The organism is Amycolatopsis sp. Poz14, assembly GCF_006704225.1.
Taxonomy (GTDB): domain Bacteria; phylum Actinomycetota; class Actinomycetes; order Mycobacteriales; family Pseudonocardiaceae; genus Amycolatopsis; species Amycolatopsis nivea.
In genome coordinates, this window is the sequence record NZ_JACLHD010000001.1 from 2,221,410 (window position 1) to 2,242,600 (window position 21,191).

The 21,191-nt window shown below is 70.2% G+C and carries 20 protein-coding genes; 9 read left to right on the forward strand and 11 right to left on the reverse strand.

All coding sequences use genetic code 11. The features are described 5' to 3' along the window. Positions 1 to 42 precede the first annotated feature (42 nt). Positions 43 to 1,521 (forward strand): MFS transporter, encoded by a 1,479-nt coding sequence (locus FKO37_RS10860; protein ID WP_338081055.1) that lies wholly within the window; start codon positions 43 to 45, stop codon positions 1,519 to 1,521. On the opposite strand, the gene FKO37_RS10865 is transcribed toward FKO37_RS10860, so the two are convergent. The 4 genes from FKO37_RS10865 to FKO37_RS10880 all read right to left on the reverse strand — a co-directional run bounded on the left by FKO37_RS10865 (position 1,518) and on the right by FKO37_RS10880 (position 7,012). Continuing rightward, positions 1,518 to 3,080, reverse strand: coding sequence for an acetolactate synthase large subunit (locus tag FKO37_RS10865; RefSeq protein ID WP_037817115.1), 1,563 nt, complete (start codon positions 3,078 to 3,080; stop codon positions 1,518 to 1,520). The two genes, FKO37_RS10860 and FKO37_RS10865, sit on opposite strands and share 4 nt — an antisense overlap. A gap of 5 nt (positions 3,081 to 3,085) precedes the next feature. Further along, positions 3,086 to 4,471 carry an FAD-binding oxidoreductase gene (locus FKO37_RS10870; protein ID WP_134669775.1) on the reverse strand — a complete coding sequence of 462 codons (1,386 nt, stop codon included), beginning with the start codon at positions 4,469 to 4,471 and terminating at the stop codon, positions 3,086 to 3,088. A gap of 780 nt (positions 4,472 to 5,251) precedes the next feature. Beyond that, positions 5,252 to 5,752: a DUF3830 family protein gene (locus tag FKO37_RS10875; protein ID WP_037817111.1), complete on the reverse strand. Its 501-nt coding sequence runs from the start codon at positions 5,750 to 5,752 to the stop codon at positions 5,252 to 5,254. Between the two features lie 3 nt (positions 5,753 to 5,755). Next, positions 5,756 to 7,012, reverse strand: a complete 1,257-nt coding sequence (locus FKO37_RS10880; protein WP_037817109.1) for an aspartate aminotransferase family protein — start codon at positions 7,010 to 7,012, stop codon at positions 5,756 to 5,758. A 93-nt stretch (positions 7,013 to 7,105) separates the two neighbouring features. On the opposite strand from FKO37_RS10880, the gene FKO37_RS10885 reads away from it, so the two are divergent. The 4 genes from FKO37_RS10885 (at position 7,106) to FKO37_RS10900 (ending at position 10,713) form a co-directional block, all read left to right on the forward strand. After that, on the forward strand, positions 7,106 to 8,569 hold the full coding sequence (locus tag FKO37_RS10885; RefSeq protein ID WP_238604376.1) for an NAD-dependent succinate-semialdehyde dehydrogenase: 1,464 nt from the start codon (positions 7,106 to 7,108) through the stop codon (positions 8,567 to 8,569). After that, on the forward strand, positions 8,566 to 9,621 hold the full coding sequence (locus FKO37_RS10890; RefSeq protein WP_238604377.1) for a tartrate dehydrogenase: 1,056 nt from the start codon (positions 8,566 to 8,568) through the stop codon (positions 9,619 to 9,621). The genes FKO37_RS10885 and FKO37_RS10890 overlap by 4 nt, the downstream gene beginning before the upstream one ends. Before the next feature lie 70 nt (positions 9,622 to 9,691). Further along, a complete protein-coding gene (locus FKO37_RS10895; RefSeq protein WP_238604378.1) occupies positions 9,692 to 10,159 on the forward strand; it encodes a DUF4262 domain-containing protein in 468 nt (155 codons plus the stop codon). 53 nt (positions 10,160 to 10,212) lie between these two features. Next, positions 10,213 to 10,713, forward strand: a complete 501-nt coding sequence (locus FKO37_RS10900; RefSeq protein ID WP_238604379.1) for a GNAT family N-acetyltransferase — start codon at positions 10,213 to 10,215, stop codon at positions 10,711 to 10,713. Positions 10,714 to 10,751: 38 nt separating this feature from the next. Here the strand turns inward: FKO37_RS10900 and FKO37_RS10905 are convergent, their stop codons facing one another. The 4 genes from FKO37_RS10905 to FKO37_RS10920 form a co-directional block, all read right to left on the reverse strand. Beyond that, positions 10,752 to 10,928, reverse strand: coding sequence for a hypothetical protein (locus FKO37_RS10905; protein ID WP_238604380.1), 177 nt, complete (start codon positions 10,926 to 10,928; stop codon positions 10,752 to 10,754). 84 nt (positions 10,929 to 11,012) lie between these two features. After that, positions 11,013 to 11,699 (reverse strand): GntR family transcriptional regulator, encoded by a 687-nt coding sequence (locus FKO37_RS10910; protein WP_037817098.1) that lies wholly within the window; start codon positions 11,697 to 11,699, stop codon positions 11,013 to 11,015. 3 nt (positions 11,700 to 11,702) lie between these two features. After that, positions 11,703 to 12,428: an aspartate/glutamate racemase family protein gene (locus FKO37_RS10915; RefSeq protein WP_043832785.1), complete on the reverse strand. Its 726-nt coding sequence runs from the start codon at positions 12,426 to 12,428 to the stop codon at positions 11,703 to 11,705. A gap of 46 nt (positions 12,429 to 12,474) precedes the next feature. Continuing rightward, the gene (locus FKO37_RS10920; RefSeq protein ID WP_037817095.1) at positions 12,475 to 13,215 is read right to left on the reverse strand and encodes an Asp/Glu/hydantoin racemase; all 741 of its coding nucleotides are present in this window, start codon (positions 13,213 to 13,215) and stop codon (positions 12,475 to 12,477) included. Between the two features lie 162 nt (positions 13,216 to 13,377). Between FKO37_RS10920 and FKO37_RS10925 the strand changes: the two genes are divergently transcribed. From FKO37_RS10925 to FKO37_RS10935, 3 genes are all read left to right on the forward strand, one after another. Then, positions 13,378 to 14,325 carry a D-2-hydroxyacid dehydrogenase gene (locus tag FKO37_RS10925; protein WP_240014781.1) on the forward strand — a complete coding sequence of 316 codons (948 nt, stop codon included), beginning with the start codon at positions 13,378 to 13,380 and terminating at the stop codon, positions 14,323 to 14,325. Further along, positions 14,307 to 15,689, forward strand: a complete 1,383-nt coding sequence (locus FKO37_RS10930) for an amidase (protein WP_238604382.1) — start codon at positions 14,307 to 14,309, stop codon at positions 15,687 to 15,689. Before FKO37_RS10925 ends, FKO37_RS10930 begins: the two co-directional genes overlap by 19 nt. Before the next feature lie 61 nt (positions 15,690 to 15,750). Next, positions 15,751 to 16,236 carry a MaoC family dehydratase gene (locus FKO37_RS10935; protein WP_037817090.1) on the forward strand — a complete coding sequence of 162 codons (486 nt, stop codon included), beginning with the start codon at positions 15,751 to 15,753 and terminating at the stop codon, positions 16,234 to 16,236. Here the strand turns inward: FKO37_RS10935 and FKO37_RS10940 are convergent. Together FKO37_RS10940 and FKO37_RS10945 are read right to left on the reverse strand one after the other, a co-directional pair. Then, positions 16,193 to 17,422: an MFS transporter gene (locus tag FKO37_RS10940; protein WP_238604383.1), complete on the reverse strand. Its 1,230-nt coding sequence runs from the start codon at positions 17,420 to 17,422 to the stop codon at positions 16,193 to 16,195. The genes FKO37_RS10935 and FKO37_RS10940 overlap by 44 nt on opposite strands. A gap of 66 nt (positions 17,423 to 17,488) precedes the next feature. Then, complete coding sequence (locus FKO37_RS10945; RefSeq protein WP_037817087.1) at positions 17,489 to 18,856, reverse strand: wax ester/triacylglycerol synthase family O-acyltransferase; 1,368 nt, start codon at positions 18,854 to 18,856, stop codon at positions 17,489 to 17,491. 184 nt (positions 18,857 to 19,040) lie between these two features. Between FKO37_RS10945 and FKO37_RS10950 the strand changes: the two genes are divergently transcribed. Further along, positions 19,041 to 20,687 (forward strand): thiamine pyrophosphate-binding protein, encoded by a 1,647-nt coding sequence (locus FKO37_RS10950; RefSeq protein WP_167754036.1) that lies wholly within the window; start codon positions 19,041 to 19,043, stop codon positions 20,685 to 20,687. 1 nt (position 20,688) lies between these two features. Here the strand turns inward: FKO37_RS10950 and FKO37_RS10955 are convergent, their stop codons facing one another. Then, complete coding sequence (locus tag FKO37_RS10955; RefSeq protein WP_134728146.1) at positions 20,689 to 21,138, reverse strand: MarR family winged helix-turn-helix transcriptional regulator; 450 nt, start codon at positions 21,136 to 21,138, stop codon at positions 20,689 to 20,691. Positions 21,139 to 21,191 lie beyond the last annotated feature (53 nt).

The window sequence follows — 21,191 nt, forward strand, 5'->3', positions numbered from 1 at the left end:
GCAGGTATTGGGCCAAACGGACCAGTCCGGTAAGTCGGATCGATCACGAACCGCCCGTTCCGCGCGCCGCGCCCGGTAGCGTGCGAATCCGGTACGGCATACGGAACGGGGGACGTGGTGGCGCGGGCGGGTTCGGGGCCGATCATCGTGGTGCTCGCCTCGTGCGGGCTGGTCGCTTCGTTCATGCAGACGCTGGTCATCCCGTTGATCCCGGCGTTCCCGAGACTGCTCGACACCACGCCGACGGACGCGTCGTGGGTCGTCACCGTCACGCTGCTCGCGGCGGCGGTCTGCACGCCGGTCGCGGGGCGGCTCGGCGATCTCTACGGCAAACGCCGCGTGCTGCTCGTGAGTCTGGCCGTGCTGATCGCCGGATCCGTGGTCTCGGCGCTCACCAGTTCGCTCGCGCTGATGATCGTCGGCCGCGGGTTGCAGGGCTGCGCGATGGGCGTCATTCCGCTCGGCATCAGCATCATGCGCGACGAACTGCCGCCGGAACGCGTGAGCGGCGCGATTTCGCTGATGAGCGCGACGCTCGGCGTCGGCGGCGCGATCGGGTTGCCGGTCGCGGCGATCGTGGCCGAGCACGCCGACTGGCACGTCCTGTTCTGGGGCGCGGCCGGGCTCGGGCTGGGGTGTGCGCTGCTGATCCTGCGGTTCGTTCCGGAATCGCCGGTCCGCACGCCCGCGCCGTTCGATTTCCTCGGCACACTCGGGTTGATCGTCGGTCTCACCAGCCTGTTGCTGCCGATCGTGAAGGGCGGCGAATGGGGCTGGGGGAGTCCGGCGACGCTCGGGTTCGCCGCGACCGCCGTGGTCGTTCTCGCGGCCTGGGGCTGGTACCAGCTGCGCCGGCGTGACCCGCTGGTCGATCTGCGCGTTTCGGCGCGGCGGCCGGTGTTGTTCACGAACCTCGCGTCGGTGCTCGTCGGCTTCGCGATGTACGCGATGTCGTTGTCGTTCCCGCAGTTGCTGCAGGCACCGTCGGCGACCGGCTACGGACTCGGGCTCAGCATGGTCGAAGCCGGTCTGTGCCTCGCGCCGAACGGCCTGGTCATGATGGCGCTGTCCCCGGTCTCCGCGCGGCTGACCAACCGCTACGGCGCGCGCGTCACGCTCATGACCGGTGCGACCGTGATCGCGGTCGGCTACGTCTTCGCGATTTTCCTGATGGCCAACGCGGTCGAGCTGATCATCGCGTCGGTGATCATCGGGGCGGGCGTCGGCATCGCTTACGCCGCGATGCCCGCGCTGATCATGAGCGCGGTACCGGTCACCGAAACCGCGTCCGCGAACGGGCTCAACTCGCTCATGCGGTCTGTCGGCACGTCGACGTCCAGCGCCGTGATGGCCACGATGCTCGCCCATCTGACGATCACCGTCGGCTCGTTCACCGTGCCCTCGCTCGCGGGTTTCCGCGCCACGTTCGCGGTCGCCGCGGTGGCGGCGGTGGCCGGGCTGGCGTTGACCGCGGTGGTGCCGCGGTTCCGTGCCGCCAGCCCGGAACTCGCCGGGGTCTAGAGCAGCGGCGGAACGGCCGCGTCGATCAGGTGCGGGCCCGGTTCGGCGACCGCGCGCCGGAACTGCTCGGCCAGCTCCTCCGCGGTCGTCGCCCGGGTCGCCGGAACGCCCATGCCTTCGGCGATCTTCACGAAATCCAGGTCCGGACGGCCGATGTCCAGCAGGTCCTTCGCGCGCGGTCCGTCGCCGGACGCGCCGACGCGCTGCAGCTCCATCCGCAGGATCGCGTACGCGTTGTTGTTGAGCACCACCGTGGTGACGTCAAGGTTCTCGCGCGCCTGCGTCCACAGCGCGGAGATCGTGTACATCGCGCTGCCGTCGGATTCGAGGTTGATCACCGGCCGTCGCGGAGCCGCGATGGCCGCGCCGACGGCCACCGGCATGCCGTACCCGATCGCGCCGCCGGTCAGGGTCAGCACGTCGTGCCGCGGCGCGCCCGCGGTCGCGGCGGGGAGCATGAGACCGGACGTGTTCGCCTCGTCCACGATGATCGCGTTCTCCGGCAGCAGCGCGCCGATCACGTCGACCCAGTTCTGCACGGTGAGCGGACCGCTCGGCAGCTCCGGCCGACCGGCCTCCTGCAAAACCGGCTCGGTGTCCGCGGCGACCAAGGCGGCGACCGCCTCCAGCGCGGCCGGGACGTCCTGCCCGACGTTCGCGAGGACGTGGACGTCCGCGCCTTCCGGGGTCAGCTCGCTCGGCATGCCGGGGTAGGCGAAGAACGACACCGGCGCCTTCGTGCCGGCGATGATCAGGTGCTTGATCCCGTCCAGCTGGTACTTCGCCTGCTCGGCGAGGTAGCCCAGCCGTTCGATGTTCGGCAAGCCGGCGCCGCGCTCCAGCCGCGCCGGGAACGTCTCGGCGAGCACCTTCACCCCGGTCGCGGCCGCGATCCGGCTGGCCGCGCGCAAACCGGCTTCGCGGCAGGCGGACCCGCCGATCAGCAATGCCACCGGCTCACCGCTGCCGAGCACGTCCGCGATCTTCTGCACGGTCGTCGAGTCGACCGTCTGCGGGACGCGCGGCGGGATCGGCTCGCACGTTTCGCCGCCCTCGCCCCACGACGCGTCGGCGGGAAGGATCAGCGTCGCGACCCGGCCCGGGGCGTCCTGTGCCGCCGCGACCGCCGCCGCGGCGTCCGCGCCGACGTCCTTCGTGTGCCCGGACCGGCGCACCCAGCCCTCGAGCGAGCCCGCGATGGCGTCGATGTCCGACTCCAGCGGGGCGTCGTACTGCTTGTGATAGGTGGCGTGGTCGCCGATCACGTTGACCACCGGCGTGTGCGCGCGCCGCGCGTTGTGCAGGTTCGCCAGGCCGTTCCCGAGCCCGGGACCGAGGTGCAGCAGCGTCGCGGCGGGCTTGCCGGCGACCCGCGCGTACCCGTCCGCGGCACCGGTCACGACGCCCTCGAACAACGCGAGCACCCCGCGCATCTCCGGTACCGAATCGAGCGCGGCGACGAAATGCATTTCCGACGTGCCGGGGTTGGAAAAGCACACGTCGACCCCGCTGTCGACGAGCGTGCGGATAAGGGACTGGGCGCCGTTGAGCGTGCTCACTGTGCTCACTTTCCGGTTTGCGCGAACAGAACGCCGGGGTTCAGGATCCCGGCCGGGTCGAAGCTTTCCTTGACCCGGCGCAGCAGATCGAGCTTCGCCGGGTCTTCGAGTTTGGCGTAGTACTTGGTCTTGGTGCGGCCGAGGCCGTGCTCGCCGGAGATCGCGCCGCCGAGTTCGTACGCGTAACCGAAGATGTCGGTCAGCAGCTGCGAGCGGGTGTCCGGGTCCTTGCAGAAGATCGCCAGGTGGACGTTGCCGTCGCCGGCGTGCCCGCAGCCGATCGCGCCGCCGCCGGCCGCCATCGCCAGCTCGCGGGCTTTGGCCAGGAACTGCGGCATCGCGGTCCGCGGCACCACCACGTCGATCACGTCGTCCGCGCCCGCGGCTTTGGCGTTCCAGAAGGCTTTTTCGCGGGCTTCGATGAGCTTGCGGGCGGCTCCGCCTTCGAGCACGTACGCGTCGATCGCGCCGAGTTCGGTGAGCAGCTCGCCGAGCGCTTCGACGTCCTCGCCGAGCCGGTCGGCCACCCGGTTCTCCAGCGCCACGGCCAGATACGCCTGGGTCCGGTCGCGGATTTCCGCCGGGACGCCCAGTTCGAGCTTGTCGTTGTAGACCATCGCGGCCATCGTCATGTTGTCGATGTACTCGAGGATCTGCGGGGCGAGACCGCTCGCGGCGATCTTCGGCACGGCCGCCATCACCTGCTCGAAATCGTCGAACGGGGCCAGCACCGTCGCGCCGTGCGGCAGCCGGGGCTGCAGCTTCACGATCACCTCGGTCACCAGCGCGAGCGTGCCCTCCGAGCCGATGATCAGCTGGGTGAGGTCGTAGCCGCTGGAGATCTTCGACATCCGGCCGCCGACGCGGATGATCTCGCCCGTCGCGAGCACCGCCTGCAAACCGGAGACGTTGCCGCGGGTGATGCCGTAGCGGATCGCGCGCATCCCGCCGGCGTTGGTGCCGACGGTGCCGCCGACGCTCGCGCTCAGCTCGCCGGGATAAACGGGGTAGGTGAGGCCGTGTTCGGCGGTCTTCGCGTCGAGTTCGGCCAGCGTGACGCCCGGCTGGACGACGGCGACGTGGTTGCCGGTGTCGATCTCGAGCACCGAGTTCATCCGCTCGAACGAGACGAGCAGCCCGCCTTCGACCGGCCGCGCCGCGGCGGACAGCCCGCTGCCGGACCCGCGCGCGGTCACCGGGACGCCCTCGGCGGCGGCGATCTTCACCAGCGCGGAGACCTCTTCGGCGGTGGCGGGTTTCGCGACGTACGCCGGTTTCTGCCCCGGCGTGCTGAGCGCCTCGTCGTGCGCGTAGTCGTCGGAAATCGCGTCACCGGTCAGCAGGTTCCCCGCTCCGACGGCCCCCGCCAGCTGTGCAGCGATCTCGCTCATGCCACTCCCTCGTGCGCGCGTGCTTCGTGGCCGCAGCCTAGCCGTTCTGGTCCGAGGCTGGCCATGAATAGTTTTCACGTTAGCCGACGCGGGCACGAAAAAGGCCACGCCGCGCGCGTGGCCAGGAAGGGGGGAGAACCCAAGCAGGGACCGGCCCGCGCCAACAGGCCGGCCCCTGGGTTAATCCTCGGTGCCGGTCAGACGAGCCAGCCGAGCACGTGCGCCAGGTGCGCGAGCAGACCCGAGATCAGGTCGTGGCCGTGGTGCACGTGCTGGGTGAACATCTGCATTGAGGGGCTCCTTGTTCGGATTGTTCTTCCTTGGTGCTCTCGCGAGGAGCCATCGCAGATTTCCACCGGCCCGCTCGCGGTGTCAAAACGCGGATTTCCCTGTGCTGGCAAGGGATCGGCGGCCGGGGAATCTTCCCATGTTAAACATGTAAGGCTTTCGGGTTTGCCGCCGGGGGTGCACTGTGGACTCTTCGCCACGGTTCGTAGCGAACCTCGGCGTCGATCACCCTGGGTAGCAGACGCGCACTGCGGCAACCGGGCGGCGCGGCCCCTCGAAACGGTGAATGCGAAGCCACGATTGGTGAGTTGCCGAGGTTCACACCGCCGGGTGATCATCAGGGCTGAATCCCTTGTCCGGCCGCGAATCTTGGGCCGCGCTCATGATCGCGGAGGGTTAACCCGGCTTCACTCCGGAGGGACAATCCGGCCCGATCCGGGCAAGCGAAAGGCCGGTCCCTCCGCAGCGGAGGAACCGGCCCTGGAGCGACTGTCAGTCAGCGCGAGCGAACGACAGCGTCTCGCCTTCCACGCCGCGCAGCCACAGATCCTGCGCGGCTTCGGCCATCTCGGACAGGCCCTCCTCGATCGTCGCGAACACGTTGCCGGGCACCCAGCCCGCGTCGCCGTTGATCAGCAGGTTGTTGCGGCCGTAGAAAATCGCGAGATCCGTGGCACCCTGGTCGCTGTGCGCCTCGCTGCCCTCGTCGTAGCCGTACGCCGGATTGCCGATTTCCCACGCCTCGAATCCGAAGTAGACGACGTCGCCCGGAATCGGGGTGATGGTCGGGTTCTCGCGGCCCGGCTTGGGCTCGGCGAAGGGCGGCACGAGCGTGTAGACCTCGTTGCGCGCGTACTTCGCGTGGTAGGCCGAACCGCTCTGCGGCAGCGCGTCCCACACCGCCTTGCAGGTGCGCGGTGCTTCGTCGTCGAGCAGCCGGGCGCGGCAGGTGACGCCGCGCTTGTCGAGGCTGATGGTGATGTAGCGCGCCATGCTTCAGCTCCCCGTGACCGACGTGACGACCTCGCCCCAGATGCGCAGCGCGTCGTCGACTTGTTCCGCGTTGACGACGAGCGGCGGCACCATGCGCACGACGTTCGAGTACGCGCCACAGGTGAGCAACAGCAGTCCGCTCTTGGCAGCTGCCTGCTGCGCGGCCTGCGCGGTGGCCGTGTCCGGTTCGCCGTCCGCTGTCGTGAACTCAGTGCCCACGAGGAGCCCGAGACCGCGTACGTCGCCGATAGCCGGCGTCTTGTCCGCGATGACGCGCGCGCCCTCGAGAAGCTGACGGCCACGCTCCGCGGCGTTCTCGACCAAGCCTTCGTCCTGAATGACGTCGAGCGTCGCGATCGCCGCCGCGCACGACACCGCGTTGCCGCCGTACGTGCCGCCCTGCGACCCCGGGTACGCCTTCGCCATCAACTCTTCCGAAGCGGCAATGCCCGAAAGCGGGAAGCCGCTCGCGAGGCCCTTCGCGATCAGCACGACGTCCGGGTGGACGTCGAAGTGGTCGTGGCCCCAGAACTTGCCGGTGCGGCCGAATCCGGCCTGCACCTCGTCGAGCACCAGCAGGATCCCGTGCCGGTCGGCGCGTTCGCGCAGCCCGGCCATGAACTCGGTGTTGGCCGGGACGTAGCCGCCCTCGCCGAGCACCGGCTCGATGAAGAACGCTGCCGTCTCGTTCGGCGCGGAGACGGTCTGGAAGAGGTAGTCCAGCTCGCGCAAGGCGAACTTCGTCGCGGTCTCCTCGTCCCAGCCGTAGTGGTAGGCGTACGGGAACGGCGCGACGTGCACGCCGGACATCAGCGGCGAGATGCCCGCGCTGAACCGCGTGCCGGAGGTGGTCATGGTCGCGGCGGCGACCGTGCGGCCGTGGAAACCGCCCTGGAACACGATGACGTTCGGCCGCTTCGTCGCCTGCCGGGCCAGCCGCAGCGCGGCCTCCACGGCCTCGCTGCCGGAGTTCGCGTAGAAGAGCGAATCGAGCCCGGACGGCAGCACGTCGCCGAGCTTGCGGGTCAGTTCGAGCAGCGGTTTGTGCATGACTGTCGTGTACTGGCCGTGCACGAGCTTGCCGATCTGCTCGCGCGCGGCTTCGACCACGCGCGGGTGGCAGTGGCCGGTGCTGGTCACCCCGATGCCCGCGGTGAAGTCGAGATGACGTTTCCCGTCCACGTCGTAGAGGTAAACCCCTTCACCGTGGTCGACGACGACGGGCGTTGCCTGCTTGAGCAGCGGGGAAAGCTGGGCCATGCGGCGCCCTCCTGGGTGCGGGTGGAGACGGTTGTCGATTGTTGACAATATCCATAGCATGAGTTCGGGACAACAGGAACAGGAGCGAGCTGGATGAGCGGGATCACCGAGAACGGCGTCGTGAGCGCGGTCGGCAAGGAACTCTTCATCGGCGGCAAGTGGGTCTCCGCGCGCAGCGGCAAGACCTTCGACGTGCAGGACCCCTCCACCGGCGAGGTGCTGTGCCAGGTCGCGGACGCCGGGCCGGAGGACGGCCTCGCGGCGCTCGACGCGGCCGTCGCGGCACAAGCCGACTGGGCCGCGGTCGCCCCTCGGGAGCGCGGCGAGATCCTGCGCCGGGCGTACGACAAGCTCATCGAGCGCCGCGACGAGCTGGCGCTGCTGATGACGCTGGAAATGGGCAAGCCGCTGGCCGAGGCCGCCGGGGAGATCACTTACGCCGCCGAGTTCTTCCGCTGGTTCGCCGAGGAAGCGGTGCGGATCGACGGCGGCTACGCGGTGGCCCCGAACGGCAACGGGCGGTTCCTGATCGCGCGCCAGCCGGTCGGCCCGACGCTGCTCATCACGCCGTGGAACTTCCCGATGGCGATGGGCACGCGCAAGATCGGCCCGGCCGTCGCCGCGGGCTGCACGATGGTCATCAAGCCCGCCGCGCAGACGCCGCTGTCGATGCTCGCGCTCACCCAGATCCTCGCCGACGCCGGACTGCCCGAAGGCGTGCTGAACGTCGTCACCACCAAGGACGCGGGCGGCGTGATGGAGCCGCTGATCCGCGACGGACGCGCGCGCAAGCTGTCCTTCACCGGCTCGACCGGGGTCGGGCGCAAGCTGCTGGAACAGTGCGCGGAGAAGGTGCTGCGCACGTCGATGGAACTGGGCGGCAACGCGCCGTTCGTCGTGTTCGACGACGCGGACCTGAACGCCGCGGTCGAGGGCGCGATGCAGGCGAAGATGCGCAACATCGGCGAGGCGTGCACCGCGGCCAACCGGTTCTACGTGCAGCGCGGCGTGGCCGAGGAGTTCTCCCGCCGGCTCACCGAGCGGATGCAGGCGCTGCCGATGGGCCGCGGCACCGACGAAGGCGTCGTGGTCGGCCCGCTCATCGACGAGGCCGCGGTGAAGAAGGTGACCGAACTGGTCAAGGACGCCACGGACAAGGGCGCGCGGGTGCTCACCGGCGGCTCGCGGGTCGACGGTCCCGGGCACTTCTACCCGGCCACCGTGCTCACGGACGTTCCGGTGGACGCCCGGCTGGCCAGCGAGGAAATCTTCGGCCCGGTCGCGCCGATCACCCCGTTCGACACCGAGGACGAGGCGGTCGAGAAGGCCAACGACACCGAATTCGGCCTGGTGTCCTACCTGTTCACCAGCGACCTGAAGCGCGCGCTGCGGGTGTCGGAACGCCTCGAGGCCGGGATGATCGGCCTCAACCAGGGCATCGTGTCCAACCCGGCGGCCCCGTTCGGCGGCGTCAAGCAGTCCGGTCTCGGCCGCGAGGGCGGCACGGTCGGCATCGAGGAATTCCTGGAGACCAAGTACATCGCGGTGAACCTGTGACCCATCGGATTGCGAGCATCCCCGGCGACGGGATCGGGGTCGACGTCACGATCGAGGCGCGCCGGGTCCTCGACGCCGCCGCGGACAAGTACGGATTCTCCTTGGAATGGACCGAATTCGACTGGAGCTGCGAGCGGTACGCGAAGACCGGCGCGATGATGCCGGAGGACGGGGTCGAGCAGCTGTCGGGGTTCGACGGCATCCTGCTCGGCGCGGTCGGCTTCCCCGGCGTCGCGGACCACGTTTCGTTGTGGGGCCTGCTGATCCCGTTGCGGCGGGCGTTCCAGCAGTACGTCAACCTGCGCCCGGTGCGGCTGCTGCCGGGGACGTCCTCGGTGCTGGCCGGGCGGAAGGTCGACGAGCTGGAAATGGTGATCGTCCGGGAGAACTCCGAGGGCGAGTACTCGGAGATCGGCGGACGGCACAACGCCGGGCGGCCGGACGAGTTCGTGCTGCAGGAATCGGTGTTCACGCGGGTCGGGGTGGAACGGATCATCCGGTACGCCTTCGAACTCGCGCGGACGCGTTCCCAGCACGTCACGTCGGCGACCAAGTCCAACGGGCTGATCCACTCGATGCCGTACTGGGACGAGATTTTCGCGGAAGTCGCGGGCCAGTACCCGGACGTCCGCGCGGAACAGTGCCATGTGGACGCTCTCGCCGCGCGGATGGTGCAGGCTCCCGACCGGCTCGACGTGGTGGTGGCGTCGAACCTGTTCGGCGACATCCTGAGCGACCTCGCGGCCGCGATCACCGGCGGACTGGGCATGGCCCCGTCCGGAAACATCAACCCATCAGGTGAGTTTCCGTCGATGTTCGAGGCGGTCCACGGGAGTGCTCCGGACATCGCCGGACAGGGCATCGCGAACCCGGTCGCACAGATCCTCGCCGCCGCGATGCTGCTCGAGCACCTCGGGGAAACCGTTGCCGCACAAGCGATCCGCGCCTCGGTCGACGAGGTGCTGACCGCGGGCGAAACGCTCACCCCCGACCTCGGCGGAACCGCTACCACAACCGCGCTCGGCACCGCGGTGGCCGCTTCGCTCCGCTGATTTTTCGTCGGTGCCGCGCGGTTGACTCTTCCCTGACCCGCCGACGGGTCCCCGAGGGGAGGAGGAGCCGATGTGCCAGAGGTGCGAGGAACCGGAAAGACCGGAGGAGCAGTACCTGATCGAGGTGCTCGACGAGATCAGGGAGCACGGCTGGTGCGTCCAGGGCGTGCTGGGAACAGGTTCCCGGCCGCCCTGGGCGTACACCGCGGGCCTGACCGTGCAGGGCCTGCCCGAGCTGGTTGTCACGGGATTGCTGCCACACCAGGCGGTACGGCTGCTGAACGCCGCGGCCGAACACTCGCTGCACACCGGCCCGCCGGTGCCCGGGCAGCAGTGGCTGCTGCCCCGGTTGCCGCGAGTGGAAATCGTCCAGCTCAGTGCTCCGGCGGCGCACCTGGACATCGCGGTGTGCTGCTATGGCACGGGAATCGAAGCCAGACAGCTGGTGTACGCCGACTCGGCAGGCTGGTTCCCGTGGTCTCCGCAGTACAACTCCGGCCGCGGCGGACAGCCCGTTCTGGGGGTGCGTCGTGCGTGAGTTTTTCTTGCTGTTGCAGGGTTTTCCGCGCCGGCGGCCGGTAGTGTCGAAGCATGCCGGAACTGCTGGCCCCCACTGTCCGCCTGCACCGCTCGTGGCTGGAAGTACATCGCGAATGGGGCCCCGGCTTGCACGAGGACGGCTTCGGCCTGTCCGCGTCGGATCAGGTCGATTCTCCGGCTGGCTTCGCCGCCTGGGTCGGTTCCTTGGCCGCGGACCGCGCTGTGTACCGCTGGCTGGTCGAGGACGGACAGGTGCTCGGCGGAATCGCCCTGCGCGCTGGACCGGCCTCGTACGTTCGGTGGGCTGGGCACCTCGGCCTCGGCCTCCGTCCGACCGCGCGCGGCCGTGGTCTCGCTTCTTGGGCACTGCGCCAGATGCTGCCCGAAGCCCGGCGGCTGGACCTGCGTTGTGTGCTCTTGGTGTGCGAGGGGGAGAACCTGGCGTCCGCCAAGACGATCGAACGCGCGGGCGGTGTGCTGGAGGAAATCCGTCAGACCGACCACGGACCGGTGCGGCGGTACTGGATCACGCTGGAGTCGTCGGCGAGCTGAGCCGCATCTCCTGGTCGCCACGGCGGAGCGGTGCGGACTCAGCCATTCCGTTGCTGCTGCTCGTGTTGCCCGGCGGCGCTTCCGGCTTCGTGCTGCACCGGTTCGCCCGCGAGGAACGGACCGCCGCGCGGTTCGCCGCCACGGGGGCAAGCGGTCCGGTCAGGTGCGGAGACGACCGCGTCGCCATCCGCCGAGCGCGGATTGCGTGTGCTCATGCGGTAATCGGGCAGCGCGGGGTGAGTGGCGTGCTCCCTGCGGTGCAGGGGAGGAGAAGCGGCCGTCCGGAAAACCCGCCCGCCTCACTCCGGAACCGCGACCCCGCCCTTCAGGGTCCGCCCCGGAAGCAACCGGCTGATCGCGTCCTCCATGTGCGCGTCCAGCAGGTGCAGCGCCGTCTCCTCGTCGTCCGACCGAAGGGCTTCGATGATCCTCGTGTGCTCCTCCAGCCGGTCCTCCACGCCCTGATACGTGCTCTGCAGCAGGGTCAGGCACATCCGCGTCTCGATCAGCAGCGTCCGGGCCATCCGCGCCAGTCGTTTGCTGCCGGAGGCGTTGATCAGCGCCTCGTGGAAGCGCAGGTCAGCCTCCGACAGCGCGGCCGGATCGTCCGCGGCCGCCGCCATGTCGGCCACGTTCTGTTCCAGCATCGCCGCCACTGCCTCGCGGTCCCCGCGGAACGCGCACAGCAGGGCGGCCCGTTCGACCGCCGAGCGGGCGAGGTAGATGTCGAAGACATCCTCCGGTTCGAGGTCGATCACGAACAGGCCCCGGTGGCGTTCGCTGCGCAGCAAACCCTCGGACACGAGGTGCTGCATCGCCTCGCGCAGCGGGCCGCGCGAGACCTGGAAGCGGGCGGCCAGGTCGGTTTCGCCGAGCTGGGTGCCCGGCGGCAGCGCGCCGGTCATGATCGCGTCGCGCAGCTGGCGCGCGATCACGGCGGCGGTCGATTCCCGGCTGACCGGCTCTATGTCCGGCAGTGCGACCACGGGTCAGCCCCTCGTCCGGAACAACGCGCCCAGCGAACGCACCAGCCGGGTCGTGCCGGTCAGGCGCAGGCCTTCCCACACGGTCACCTGGTTGGCGGTCAGCACCGGCTTGCCGAGCTTCGCCTCGATGTCGGTGATCTCGCCGAGCGTGCGCATCGCGGTGTCGGGCACCAGGACCGCGTCGGCGTCCGGGTGGTCGTGGCTCACCGCGAGGTCCACCACGGCCTCGGGGGCGAGCTGGCCTACCTCGGCGGCGGTGTCGATGTCGGCGCTCGACATCGAAAGCACCTCGACGCCTCCCGCGGCGAGGAAGTCCACGAACAGCCGCGCGACGTCGTCGGGGTAGCTCGCGGCCACCGCGACTCGTTGCACGCCAAGGGCTTTCGCCGCGTGCACGAAGGCGAACGACGTGCTCGAGGCCGGCACTCCGGCGGCCTTGGCGAGCTGGTCGGCCTGGTTGCGCGCGCCGTCCCAGCCGTACACGAAGCTGCCGGACGTGCACGCCCACACCACCGCTTCCGGCTGGTGTTTCGCGAGCAGCCGCGCGCCTTCGGCGAGCCGGGCTTCGCTGCCGAGGTCGAGCAGTTCCGGCACGGCGTGCAGGTCGGTGCCGTAGATGTGCGCGACCGGCAGGCTGATGTCGCCGTCGGAGCCGCCGAGAAGCTGTTCCGCGAGCGGGTAGTCGTCCTCGGCCGCGTGGTCGGGGTAGATGAAGCCGATCGTGGTCACGAAACCTCCGGGATGCGCAAATTGTCGACAATATTAGCGGGACCGGTCAAGACACCTCCCGCAGCCACTGGCCGGGTCCCACGATGGGCAGCTGCATCCGGCGCAGGCACGCCCACATCGTCAGCTGGTTGGCGGTCAGCACGGGTTTGCCGAGCGCCTTTTCCAGCGGTTCGATCAGGTCGAACGTCGGGAGGTTGGTGCAGCTGACGAAGATCGCCTCGGCGTCGCGGTGGTCGGCGGCCAGGATCCGCTCGGCGATGGTGCGGTAGCTGACCTTCCAGATGCCGCCGCCCAGCCCGAGGTGGTCGCTGGACACCGTGGTCACGCCGACCTCGCCGAGGAAATCGTGGAGTTTGCCGGTGAGGTCGGCGTCGTAGGGCGTGAGCACCGAGACCCGGTGCAGGTCGAGCTGGTGCAGCACCTCGACCAGCGCCCCGGACGTGGTGACCGCGTCCGGCGCGCCCGCGTCGCAGATCGCCTTGGTGAGGGAGCGTTCGTAGTCGATGCCGTTCACGAAGCTGCCCGAGGTGCACAGGTACGCGACCACCTCCGGCTCCACGTGCAGCACGTCGCGCGTGGCCGCGGCGAGGTGCCTGCTGTCGCTCACCAGCTGCGCCATCTCCATGCTCACCGGAACCGGTTCGTAGGGGGTGCGGGCGAGATGCAGCGACACCTCCATCGGCACCCAGCGCCACAGCTCACGCTCGAGCGCGAGGTCGAACGGCGCGATCACGCCGATGCCGCGCTGGGCGAGCGGGCCCTCGAACGCGAGGAAGTCCAGATCCAAGGTTCAGCCTCCGGAATACGCCTGTGCCGATGCCCGTCCGGTGCTCCGGGGGTGGTCCTCGGATTGTTGACAATCATACGAGCCACTTTTACCGTGTCAATCGTGACCGCTCCGGAAAACCCCGTACTGGCAGTGCTCTGCGGGGCAGACCATCCACCGGACATGGCCGCTATCGAAGACGCGGCGGTAGTTCGTTACACCGACGAGCGCGGCCTTGCCGGTGCGCTGGCCGGGGCCGACGCGCTTTTCGTCTACGACTTCCTGTCCGGGGCCGTCCCCGGCGCCTGGCCCGCCGCGGACCGGTTGCAGTGGCTGCACATCGCGAGCGCCGGCGTCGACCCGGTGCTGTTCCCGGGGCTGCGCGAGAGCGACGTCGTGCTCACGAACTCGCGCGGGGTGTTCGACGACGCCATCGCCGAGTACGTGCTCGGCGTCGTGCTGTCGTTCGCCAAGGACTTCGCGCGTTCGCTCGACCTGCAGCGTTCCGGCACGTGGAAGCACCGCGAGACCGAGCGGATCGCCGGGCGGGAGGTGCTGGTGGTCGGCACCGGACCGATCGGAAGGGCCATCGCGCGGATGCTGCGCGCGGCCGGGATGCGGGTGTCCGGGGCGGGGCGGCGGGCCCGGGTCGGGGATCCGGATTTCGGCGTCGTGCGCGAATCCGCGGGGCTGACGGGGTATCTGCCCGAGTTCGACTACGTCGTCGCGGTCGCGCCGCTCACCGACCAGACCAAGGGCATGTTCGACGCCGCCGCGTTCGCCGCGATGAAACCGTCTGCGCGGTTCGTCAACGTGGGGCGCGGCGAACTGGTGGTCACGTCCGATCTGATCGCGGCGCTGCAGGCGGGGGAGATCGCCGGCGCCGCGCTCGACGTCTTCGAAACCGAGCCGCTGCCCGCCGAGAGTCCACTGTGGACCATGCCGGACGTTCTGCTGTCCCCGCACATGTCGGGGGACTTCCTCGGCTGGCGGCGGACGCTGGTAGAGGTGTTCGCCGGGAACTTCCGGCGCTGGCTCGCCGGGGAACCGCTCTGGAACGTCGTGGACAAACGGCTCGGCTACGTGCCGTCCGAATCGCAGGGAGGCGCCGGATGGGCGACCGGGAATTGACCGCCAGCGAACTCGTCGCCGCCTACGCCACCGGCGAACTGTCGCCGGTCGAGGCGACCAAGAGCGCCCTGCAGAACATCGAGGACCGCGACGGCGAGGTCAACGCCTACTGCCTCGTCGACGCCGAGCGCGCGCTGGAGCAGGCGAAAGCGGCCGAGGCGCGCTGGCGCGACGGGAATCCGATCGGCGCGCTCGACGGCGTCCCGGCGTCGATCAAGGACATCTTCCTCACTCAGGGCTGGCCGACGCTGCGCGGTTCCACCAGCATCCCGGCCGACCAGCCGTGGGAGGTCGACAGCCCGGTGATGGCGCGGATGCGCGAGGCGGGCCTGGTCGTGCTGGGCAAGACCACCACGCCGGAGATCGCCTGGAAGGGCGTCACCGACAGCGCGCTCGCGGGCATCACGCGCAATCCGGTGAACCCGCGGATGACGGCGGGCGGGTCCAGCGGCGGCAGCGCGGCCGCGGTCGCGGCGGCGATGGGCGAATTGTCCGTCGGCACCGACGGCGGCGGCTCGATCCGGATTCCCGCGTCGTTCTGCGGAATCGTCGGCATGAAGCCGACGCACGGCCGGGTCCCGCTGTTCCCGGCGAGCCCGTTCGGGCCGCTCGCGCACGCCGGGCCGATGGCGCGCTGCGTGGACGACACGGCGTTGCTGCTGGACGTCCTCGCGCTGCCGGACCACCGCGATCCGACCGGGCTCGCGCCGCCGATCAGCGCGTACCGCGAGGCAGTGCGGCGCGACGTGCGCGGGCTCATCGCCGCGTACTCGCCGACGCTCGGTTTCGCCGACGTGGACCCGGAAGTCGCGGCGATCGTCCAGTCGGCGGTGCAGTCCCTCGCCGACGCCGGACTGCAGGTGGAGCAGGCCGACCCCGGATTCGCCGACCCGAAGGACGCCTTCGACGTGCTGTGGTCCGCGGGCGCGGCGAAGTCCCTCGAAGCGTTCCCGCCGGGCAGCGAGTCGCGGATCGACCCGGGCCTGCTCCGCGTGTGGGAACAGGGCCGCACCTATTCCGCGGGCGACTACCTCGACGCCACCGCGGAACGCGCCGCGCTCGGCATCCTGATGGGCGAGTTCCACACCCGCTACGACGTGCTGCTCACGCCGACCGTCCCGATCCCGCCGTTCGAGGCCGGCCATGACGTGCCGCCGCGCAGCGGGATGACCGAATGGCCGGAGTGGACGCCGTTCACGTATCCGTTCAACATGACGCAGCAGCCCGCGATCAGCGTCCCGGCCGGGCGCACCGAATCGGGCCTTCCGGTGGGCCTGCAGATCGTCGGTCCCCGGCATTCGGACGACCTGGTGCTGGCGGTGGCGAAGCTGCTCGAGGAGGTCCGGCCCTGGGCCGCGCCGTGACGCCCACTGGGGAGACTCTCGGCACGTTTCGCCGGTGACAAGCTGTGGCAGGCTGTCCCGCATGACCGAGTTCACCGCGCCCATCGACGACCGCTGGTTCGAGGACTACCCCGAGGGATCGGTGTACGAGTTCGGCGACACGACCGTCACCGAGGCGGAGATCATCGAGTTCGCCGAAAAGTACGACCCGCAGAGCTTCCACGTCGATCCGGTGGCGGCGAAGGAGGGCCCGTTCGGCGGGCTGATCGCGAGCGGCTGGCACACGTCGAGCCTGATGATGCGGATGTTCGCCGACCACTACCTGTCGTCGGTCGCGAGCCTCGGCAGCCCCGGCGTCGACGAACTGCGCTGGCCGCGTCCGGTGCGGCCGGGGGACCGGCTGCGGATGCGGGCGACCGTCACCGAGGCGCGGCTGTCGAAGTCGAAGCCCGACCGCGGCCTCGTGCGCACCAAGATGGAACTGTTCAACGGCGACGACGAGCTGGTGTTCAGCGCGAGCGCGGTCAACTTCCTGTCGGTGCGACCGGTGCCGCCTGCCGGTTCGTGAGCTGCCGGATCTCCCGGCTGCACAGCGCGAGCCCGGTGGCGACGACCACTAGCACCCCGCACGTGACGAGCACCGTTTCGCGGCCGAAGTGCTGCACGAGGGGACCCGCCGCGATCTGCCCGAGCGGCATCGCGGCGATCGACCCCAGCATGTCGTAGGAATACACGCGGGCGAGCCGGTCCGGCGGGACGTGTTCCTGCAGCGAAACGTCCCAGGCGACGCTGAACTGCTCCATCGCCAGCCCGGCCACCAGCATCGCGATCAGCGCCGGGACGAGCGACGGCCACCAGCCGAGCGTCAGTGCCGGCAGCGCGTCCATCGTCACCAGAGCCACCCCGATGAACAAGGCGTGCCGCGGTTGCCAATGCGCGGCGACGAGCCCGCCGAGCAGCGCGCCCGCGGTCTGCATCGCCAGCGCCAGTCCCCAGCCGGACCGTCCGAATGTCTCGTCCGCCACCACCGGCCCGATGACCGTGAGCGCGCCGAATCCGGCGGCGTTGACGACGGCGAACTGCGCCACCACCGCCCACACCCAGGTGCGGGACCGGAATTCGTGCCATCCGGCGATCAGGTCGGCGATCGGCCTGCTGCCCGGCGCTCGTTCGGCGCGCGGCAGCCGGACCGCGTGGTAGGCGAGCGCGGCGGCGAAGAACAGCAGCGCGTTGACCGCCAGCGCCCAGCCGGATCCGACCGCCGCCACCGCGACCCCGGCGACTCCCGCCCCGGCGATGCGACCGCCGTTGACCAGCAGCCGCAGCAGCGCGTTCGACGGCGCCAGCAGGTCGCGCGGCACGGTCTGCGGGGTGATCGCCGCCGCGGCGGGCAGCGACATCGCCGAGACCGCGCCGTTGACCACGCTCAGCGAGATCAGGAACGGGACCGAGGAGAATCCACAAAGGACACTCGCGGCGATCAGCGCCTGGCTGAGCCCCGCCGCGATCTCGGTGCCCTGGAGGATCATCGCGCGCGGCAGCCGGTCCGCGAGCACGCCGCCGAAAAGCAGGAGCAGCACGTTCGCGAGCGACCGCGCCCCGACGACCAGCCCGAGATCGACCGCCGACCCGGTGCGGTCGAGCACCGCGAACGCGAGCGCGACCGGAGCGACCGAATTGCCGAAGGTGCCGAGCGTCCGCCCGGCGGCGAGGGCACGGAAACTGCGGTGCCGCAACGGCTCCAGGAGGCTCACCGGCCGAGCCTCCCGCGGCTGTCAATCGAATAACCACGCCGTCTCCGGTGCCATCCAGTGCCCGGGCTACCCCCGCGTCGCGAACTCCAGTTCGGCGAGCGCGGTGTCCAGATGCGTCAGGATCCGCTGCAGATGCGGGACACTGCGCCTGCACCCGGTGACGCCGAAGTCGAGATTGTCCCCGTTGCTGGTCAGCGTGATGTTCAGGGCTTGCCCGTCGAGCAGCACCGACGCCGGGTAGATGCCGTCGAGCGCCGCGCCGTTCCAGTACATCTGCTTGCGCGGGCCGGGCACGTTCGAGATGACCAGGTTGAACGGCGGCCGCGTGTTGCCGACGACCCCGGGGATCGGCGACGCGCCCAGCTGGGCCACGTTGATCCCGGACAACAGCAGCGTCTGCAACGGCGACAGCTGCGAAAACAGCTTCTTGCCGTTCGACATCGACTCCGAGATCGCGGCCAGCCGCTGCGCCGGATCGGTCAGGTCGGTGGCGAGGTTGCACAGCAGTGCGCCGATGTTGTTGCCGGTCGCGTCGCCGGAGTCGCGGCGGCGCAGCGACACCGGGACCATCGCGACCAGCGGCGCGTCCGGCAGCGCGCTCTGTTCGATCAGGTAGTCGCGCAGCGCGCCGGCACACATCGCGAGCACCACGTCGTTGCGGGACACGCCCGCGGCCGTCGCGACCTCGCGCACCCGGTCGAGCGGCCAGGACTGCGCGGCGAACCGGCGCGCGCCGCCGATCGGCACGTTCAGCATCGTCTTCGGCGCCTGCATCGGCAGCGTGAGCCGGTGCTCGCGGAACGCCTCGCGCGCCACCTTCGCCGCGGCCGGCGCGATGCCCGCGACCTGCTCGAACGTCTTGCCCACGAGGGCGAACGGCGACGCGGAGGCACGGCCGTTGCGGTTCGCGGCCGGCTTGTCGCGCGAACCCCACGGAGGCGGGCAGTCCAGGTCAGCGGGGTCGTCCGACAGCGTGCCCTGCAGATGCCGCAGCGCCGAAACGCCGTCCATCAGCGCGTGGTGGATCTTGGAGTACACCGCGAACCGGCCGTCGCGCAGTCCTTCGATGAGGTGCGTTTCCCACAGCGGCCGGTGCCGGTCGAGCAGCGTGCTGTGCCAGCGCGAGGTGAGTTCGAGCAGTTCGCGGATCCGGCCCGGCTGCGGCAGCGCGGAGTGCCGGAAGTGGTAGTCGAGTTCCAGATCGGTGTCGCGCGACCAGCGCACGTGCCCGACGGTGTTCACCGGACGGCTCGGCCGCATCCGGAACACGCCGCGCATGTTGTCCGATTCGAGCAGGGAGCGGCGGAGGTCGCGCAGATAGTCGTCGCCCGCGCCGTCGGGTTTGCGGAACAGCTGGAGCCCGCCTACGTGCATCGGGTGCTCGCGGGTCTCGACCATCAGGAACATCGAGTCGGTCACCGGCATCAACGGCATTCGGCCACCCCTTTCCGCTGCCGCGGGGACCTCGGCGTCCCCGGCACCCGGAGTGTACGCACGAAAAAGGCGGCGCCTCAGATCTCGCGGCCGGACGGGGGACAGCGGGGCCGCGCGGCGATGACAACCCCTGTCCGGTGACGTTGTCTGCAGCTGCTTACGCGAGGCGGATACCATCGCTGGCGTGGCAGGACGGACTGGAGCTCAGCAGCTGGGGGACGCGCTCACGGCTCTCGGGACCGAGGTGGTGTTCGGCCTGCCGGGAGTCCACAACCTGCCGCTGTGGGAGGCGTTGGCGGACACCGGGATCCGGCTCGTCAACGTCCGGCACGAACAGACCGCGGGGTACGCCGCCGACGGTTATGCGCGCAGGACGGGAAAACTCGGCGTCGCGCTCGTGACCACCGGACCCGGCGCGGCGAACACGCTCGGCGCGGTCGGCGAAGCGATGGCGTCCGCGGCTCCGGTGCTGGTGATCGCCACGGACATTCCGTCGACGCTGCGCCGTCCGGGTGTCGTGCGCGGAGTGCTGCACGAAACCTCCGATCAGCAGGCGATGTTCGCCCCGGTGACGAAAGCCGGTTTCACGGTGCACCGCGCGGACCAGATCGCCGCGACGTTGCACCGCGCCGCCCGGCTCGCGCTGATGCCGCAAAGCGGTCCGGTGTATTTGGGCATTCCGACCGATTTCCTCCGCGAGACCACGCCGCCGCGCGAACCGCCCGCGCCGCCCGCCGAACGCGTGCTCGACCTGCCGGATCTGCCGCGCGCGGCGGAGCTGCTGGCGTCCGCGCGCCGTCCGCTGATCTGGGCGGGCGGCGGCGCGTTGCGCTCCGAAGCGGGCGAAGCGATCGGGCATCTCGCTGAACGGCTGGCCGCGCCGGTGGTCACCACCTTCGGCGCGCGCGGCCTGCTTCCGCCCGAACATCCTTGCCTGGCCCCGAATCCGGTGCACGCGCCGGAGGTCGGGCAGCTGTGGGACGAGGCCGACGTGGTGCTCGCGATCGGCACCGATTTCGACGGCCTGATGACGCAGAACTGGCAGATGCCCGCGCCGCCGAAGCTGATCGCGGTCAACGTCGACGCGGGCGACGCGGCGAAGAACTACCGGCCGGACGTCACCCTGGTCGGCGACGCCCGCCGCGTCGTCGAATCCCTGCATCCGGATACGCGGCCCGGCCTGGACGAACTGACCGCGCGGCTGGCCGGGATCGGCCGCCGGGTGCGCAGGCGCATCCGCGACGAGGAACCGCAGGCCGCCGATTTTCTGTCCACTTTGGAGGAAGTGCTCCCGGCGGACGGGACGATCGTCACGGACATGTGCGTCGCCGGATACTGGATCGGCGGCTTCCACCGGGTCCGCGCGCCGCGGCGGCTGGCGTACCCGATGGGCTGGGGCACGCTCGGCTACGGCTTCCCGGCGTCGCTCGGCGCGGGCGCGGCGGCCGAGGCGGCGGGCGGCGGGCGCGTCCTGTGCGTCACCGGCGACGGCGGTTTCCTATACGCGGTAGGGGATTTGGCGACGCTCGCCGAGGAACAGCTGCCGGTGACGGTCGTGGTCGTCGACGACGGCGGTTACGGCATGCTGCGCTTCGACCAGGACCAGGAAGGACTGCCGCACCGCGGGGTCGACTGGGACAGCCCGGATTTCGTCGGACTGGCCCGTTCGTTCGGCGTGCACGCGGACCGGGTGTCCGGCTTCGGCCGCGCGTTCCGCCGTCTGCTGAGCGAATTCGTCGAGTCGGACGAGCCGAACGTGCTGGTGGTGCGTGCGAAACTGAAGCCGCCGCTGAACACTTCGCCGCGCTGGTACCGCAAACCGCGCGGCTGAGCTATCCGCCGTCCCGCAGGGAACTGGCCATGCTCCGCAGGATCCGGAACGCGTCCGACTGCTCGGCCTCGGTCAGCCCGGACAGCATCCTGACCTCGACGGCCCGGACCGCGGCGCTCGCCTTCTCCAGGCTCCGCCGTCCGCGCGGCGTGAGCCGGGCGGGAAGGGCCTTCCCGACGGGCGCTTCCGCGGGCCTGGTCACGTAACCGTCCCGCTCCAGGGCCTGGAGCAGCACGTTCATCGACTGCCGGGTCACGAACGTGCCGCGCGCGAGTTCGGAATTCGACAGGCCCGGCCGCTGCGCCAGCAGTTCGAGGCAGGAGTAGTGCGTCACCGTCATCCCGAGCGGACGCAGCACCTCCTCCATGGCCGCCCGCAACGCGCTCGACGTCTCTTTCAGCAGGTAGCCCAGCGACTTGTCCAGGTCGACCCCGGCCCCGTCTTGACTCATGTCAGGATTCTGACATACAGTGGCTCGTGTCAGGAACCTGACACGAAGAAAAG

Coding starts and splice junctions, on each gene's coding strand:
- FKO37_RS10870 (WP_134669775.1), bottom strand. CDS start 4,471: ATGAGCGAGATCGCTGCACAGCTGGCGGGGGCCGTCGGAGCGGGGAAC.
- FKO37_RS10875 (WP_037817111.1), bottom strand. CDS start 5,752: ATGGCGCGCTACATCACCATCAGCCTCGACAAGCGCGGCGTCACCTGC.
- FKO37_RS10880 (WP_037817109.1), bottom strand. CDS start 7,012: ATGGCCCAGCTTTCCCCGCTGCTCAAGCAGGCAACGCCCGTCGTCGTC.
- FKO37_RS10885 (WP_238604376.1), top strand. CDS start 7,106: ATGAGCGGGATCACCGAGAACGGCGTCGTGAGCGCGGTCGGCAAGGAA.
- FKO37_RS10895 (WP_238604378.1), top strand. CDS start 9,692: ATGTGCCAGAGGTGCGAGGAACCGGAAAGACCGGAGGAGCAGTACCTG.
- FKO37_RS10900 (WP_238604379.1), top strand. CDS start 10,213: ATGCCGGAACTGCTGGCCCCCACTGTCCGCCTGCACCGCTCGTGGCTG.
- FKO37_RS10905 (WP_238604380.1), bottom strand. CDS start 10,928: ATGAGCACACGCAATCCGCGCTCGGCGGATGGCGACGCGGTCGTCTCC.
- FKO37_RS10925 (WP_240014781.1), top strand. CDS start 13,378: ATGGCCGCTATCGAAGACGCGGCGGTAGTTCGTTACACCGACGAGCGC.
- FKO37_RS10930 (WP_238604382.1), top strand. CDS start 14,307: ATGGGCGACCGGGAATTGACCGCCAGCGAACTCGTCGCCGCCTACGCC.
- FKO37_RS10935 (WP_037817090.1), top strand. CDS start 15,751: ATGACCGAGTTCACCGCGCCCATCGACGACCGCTGGTTCGAGGACTAC.
- FKO37_RS10945 (WP_037817087.1), bottom strand. CDS start 18,856: ATGCCGTTGATGCCGGTGACCGACTCGATGTTCCTGATGGTCGAGACC.
- FKO37_RS10955 (WP_134728146.1), bottom strand. CDS start 21,138: ATGAGTCAAGACGGGGCCGGGGTCGACCTGGACAAGTCGCTGGGCTAC.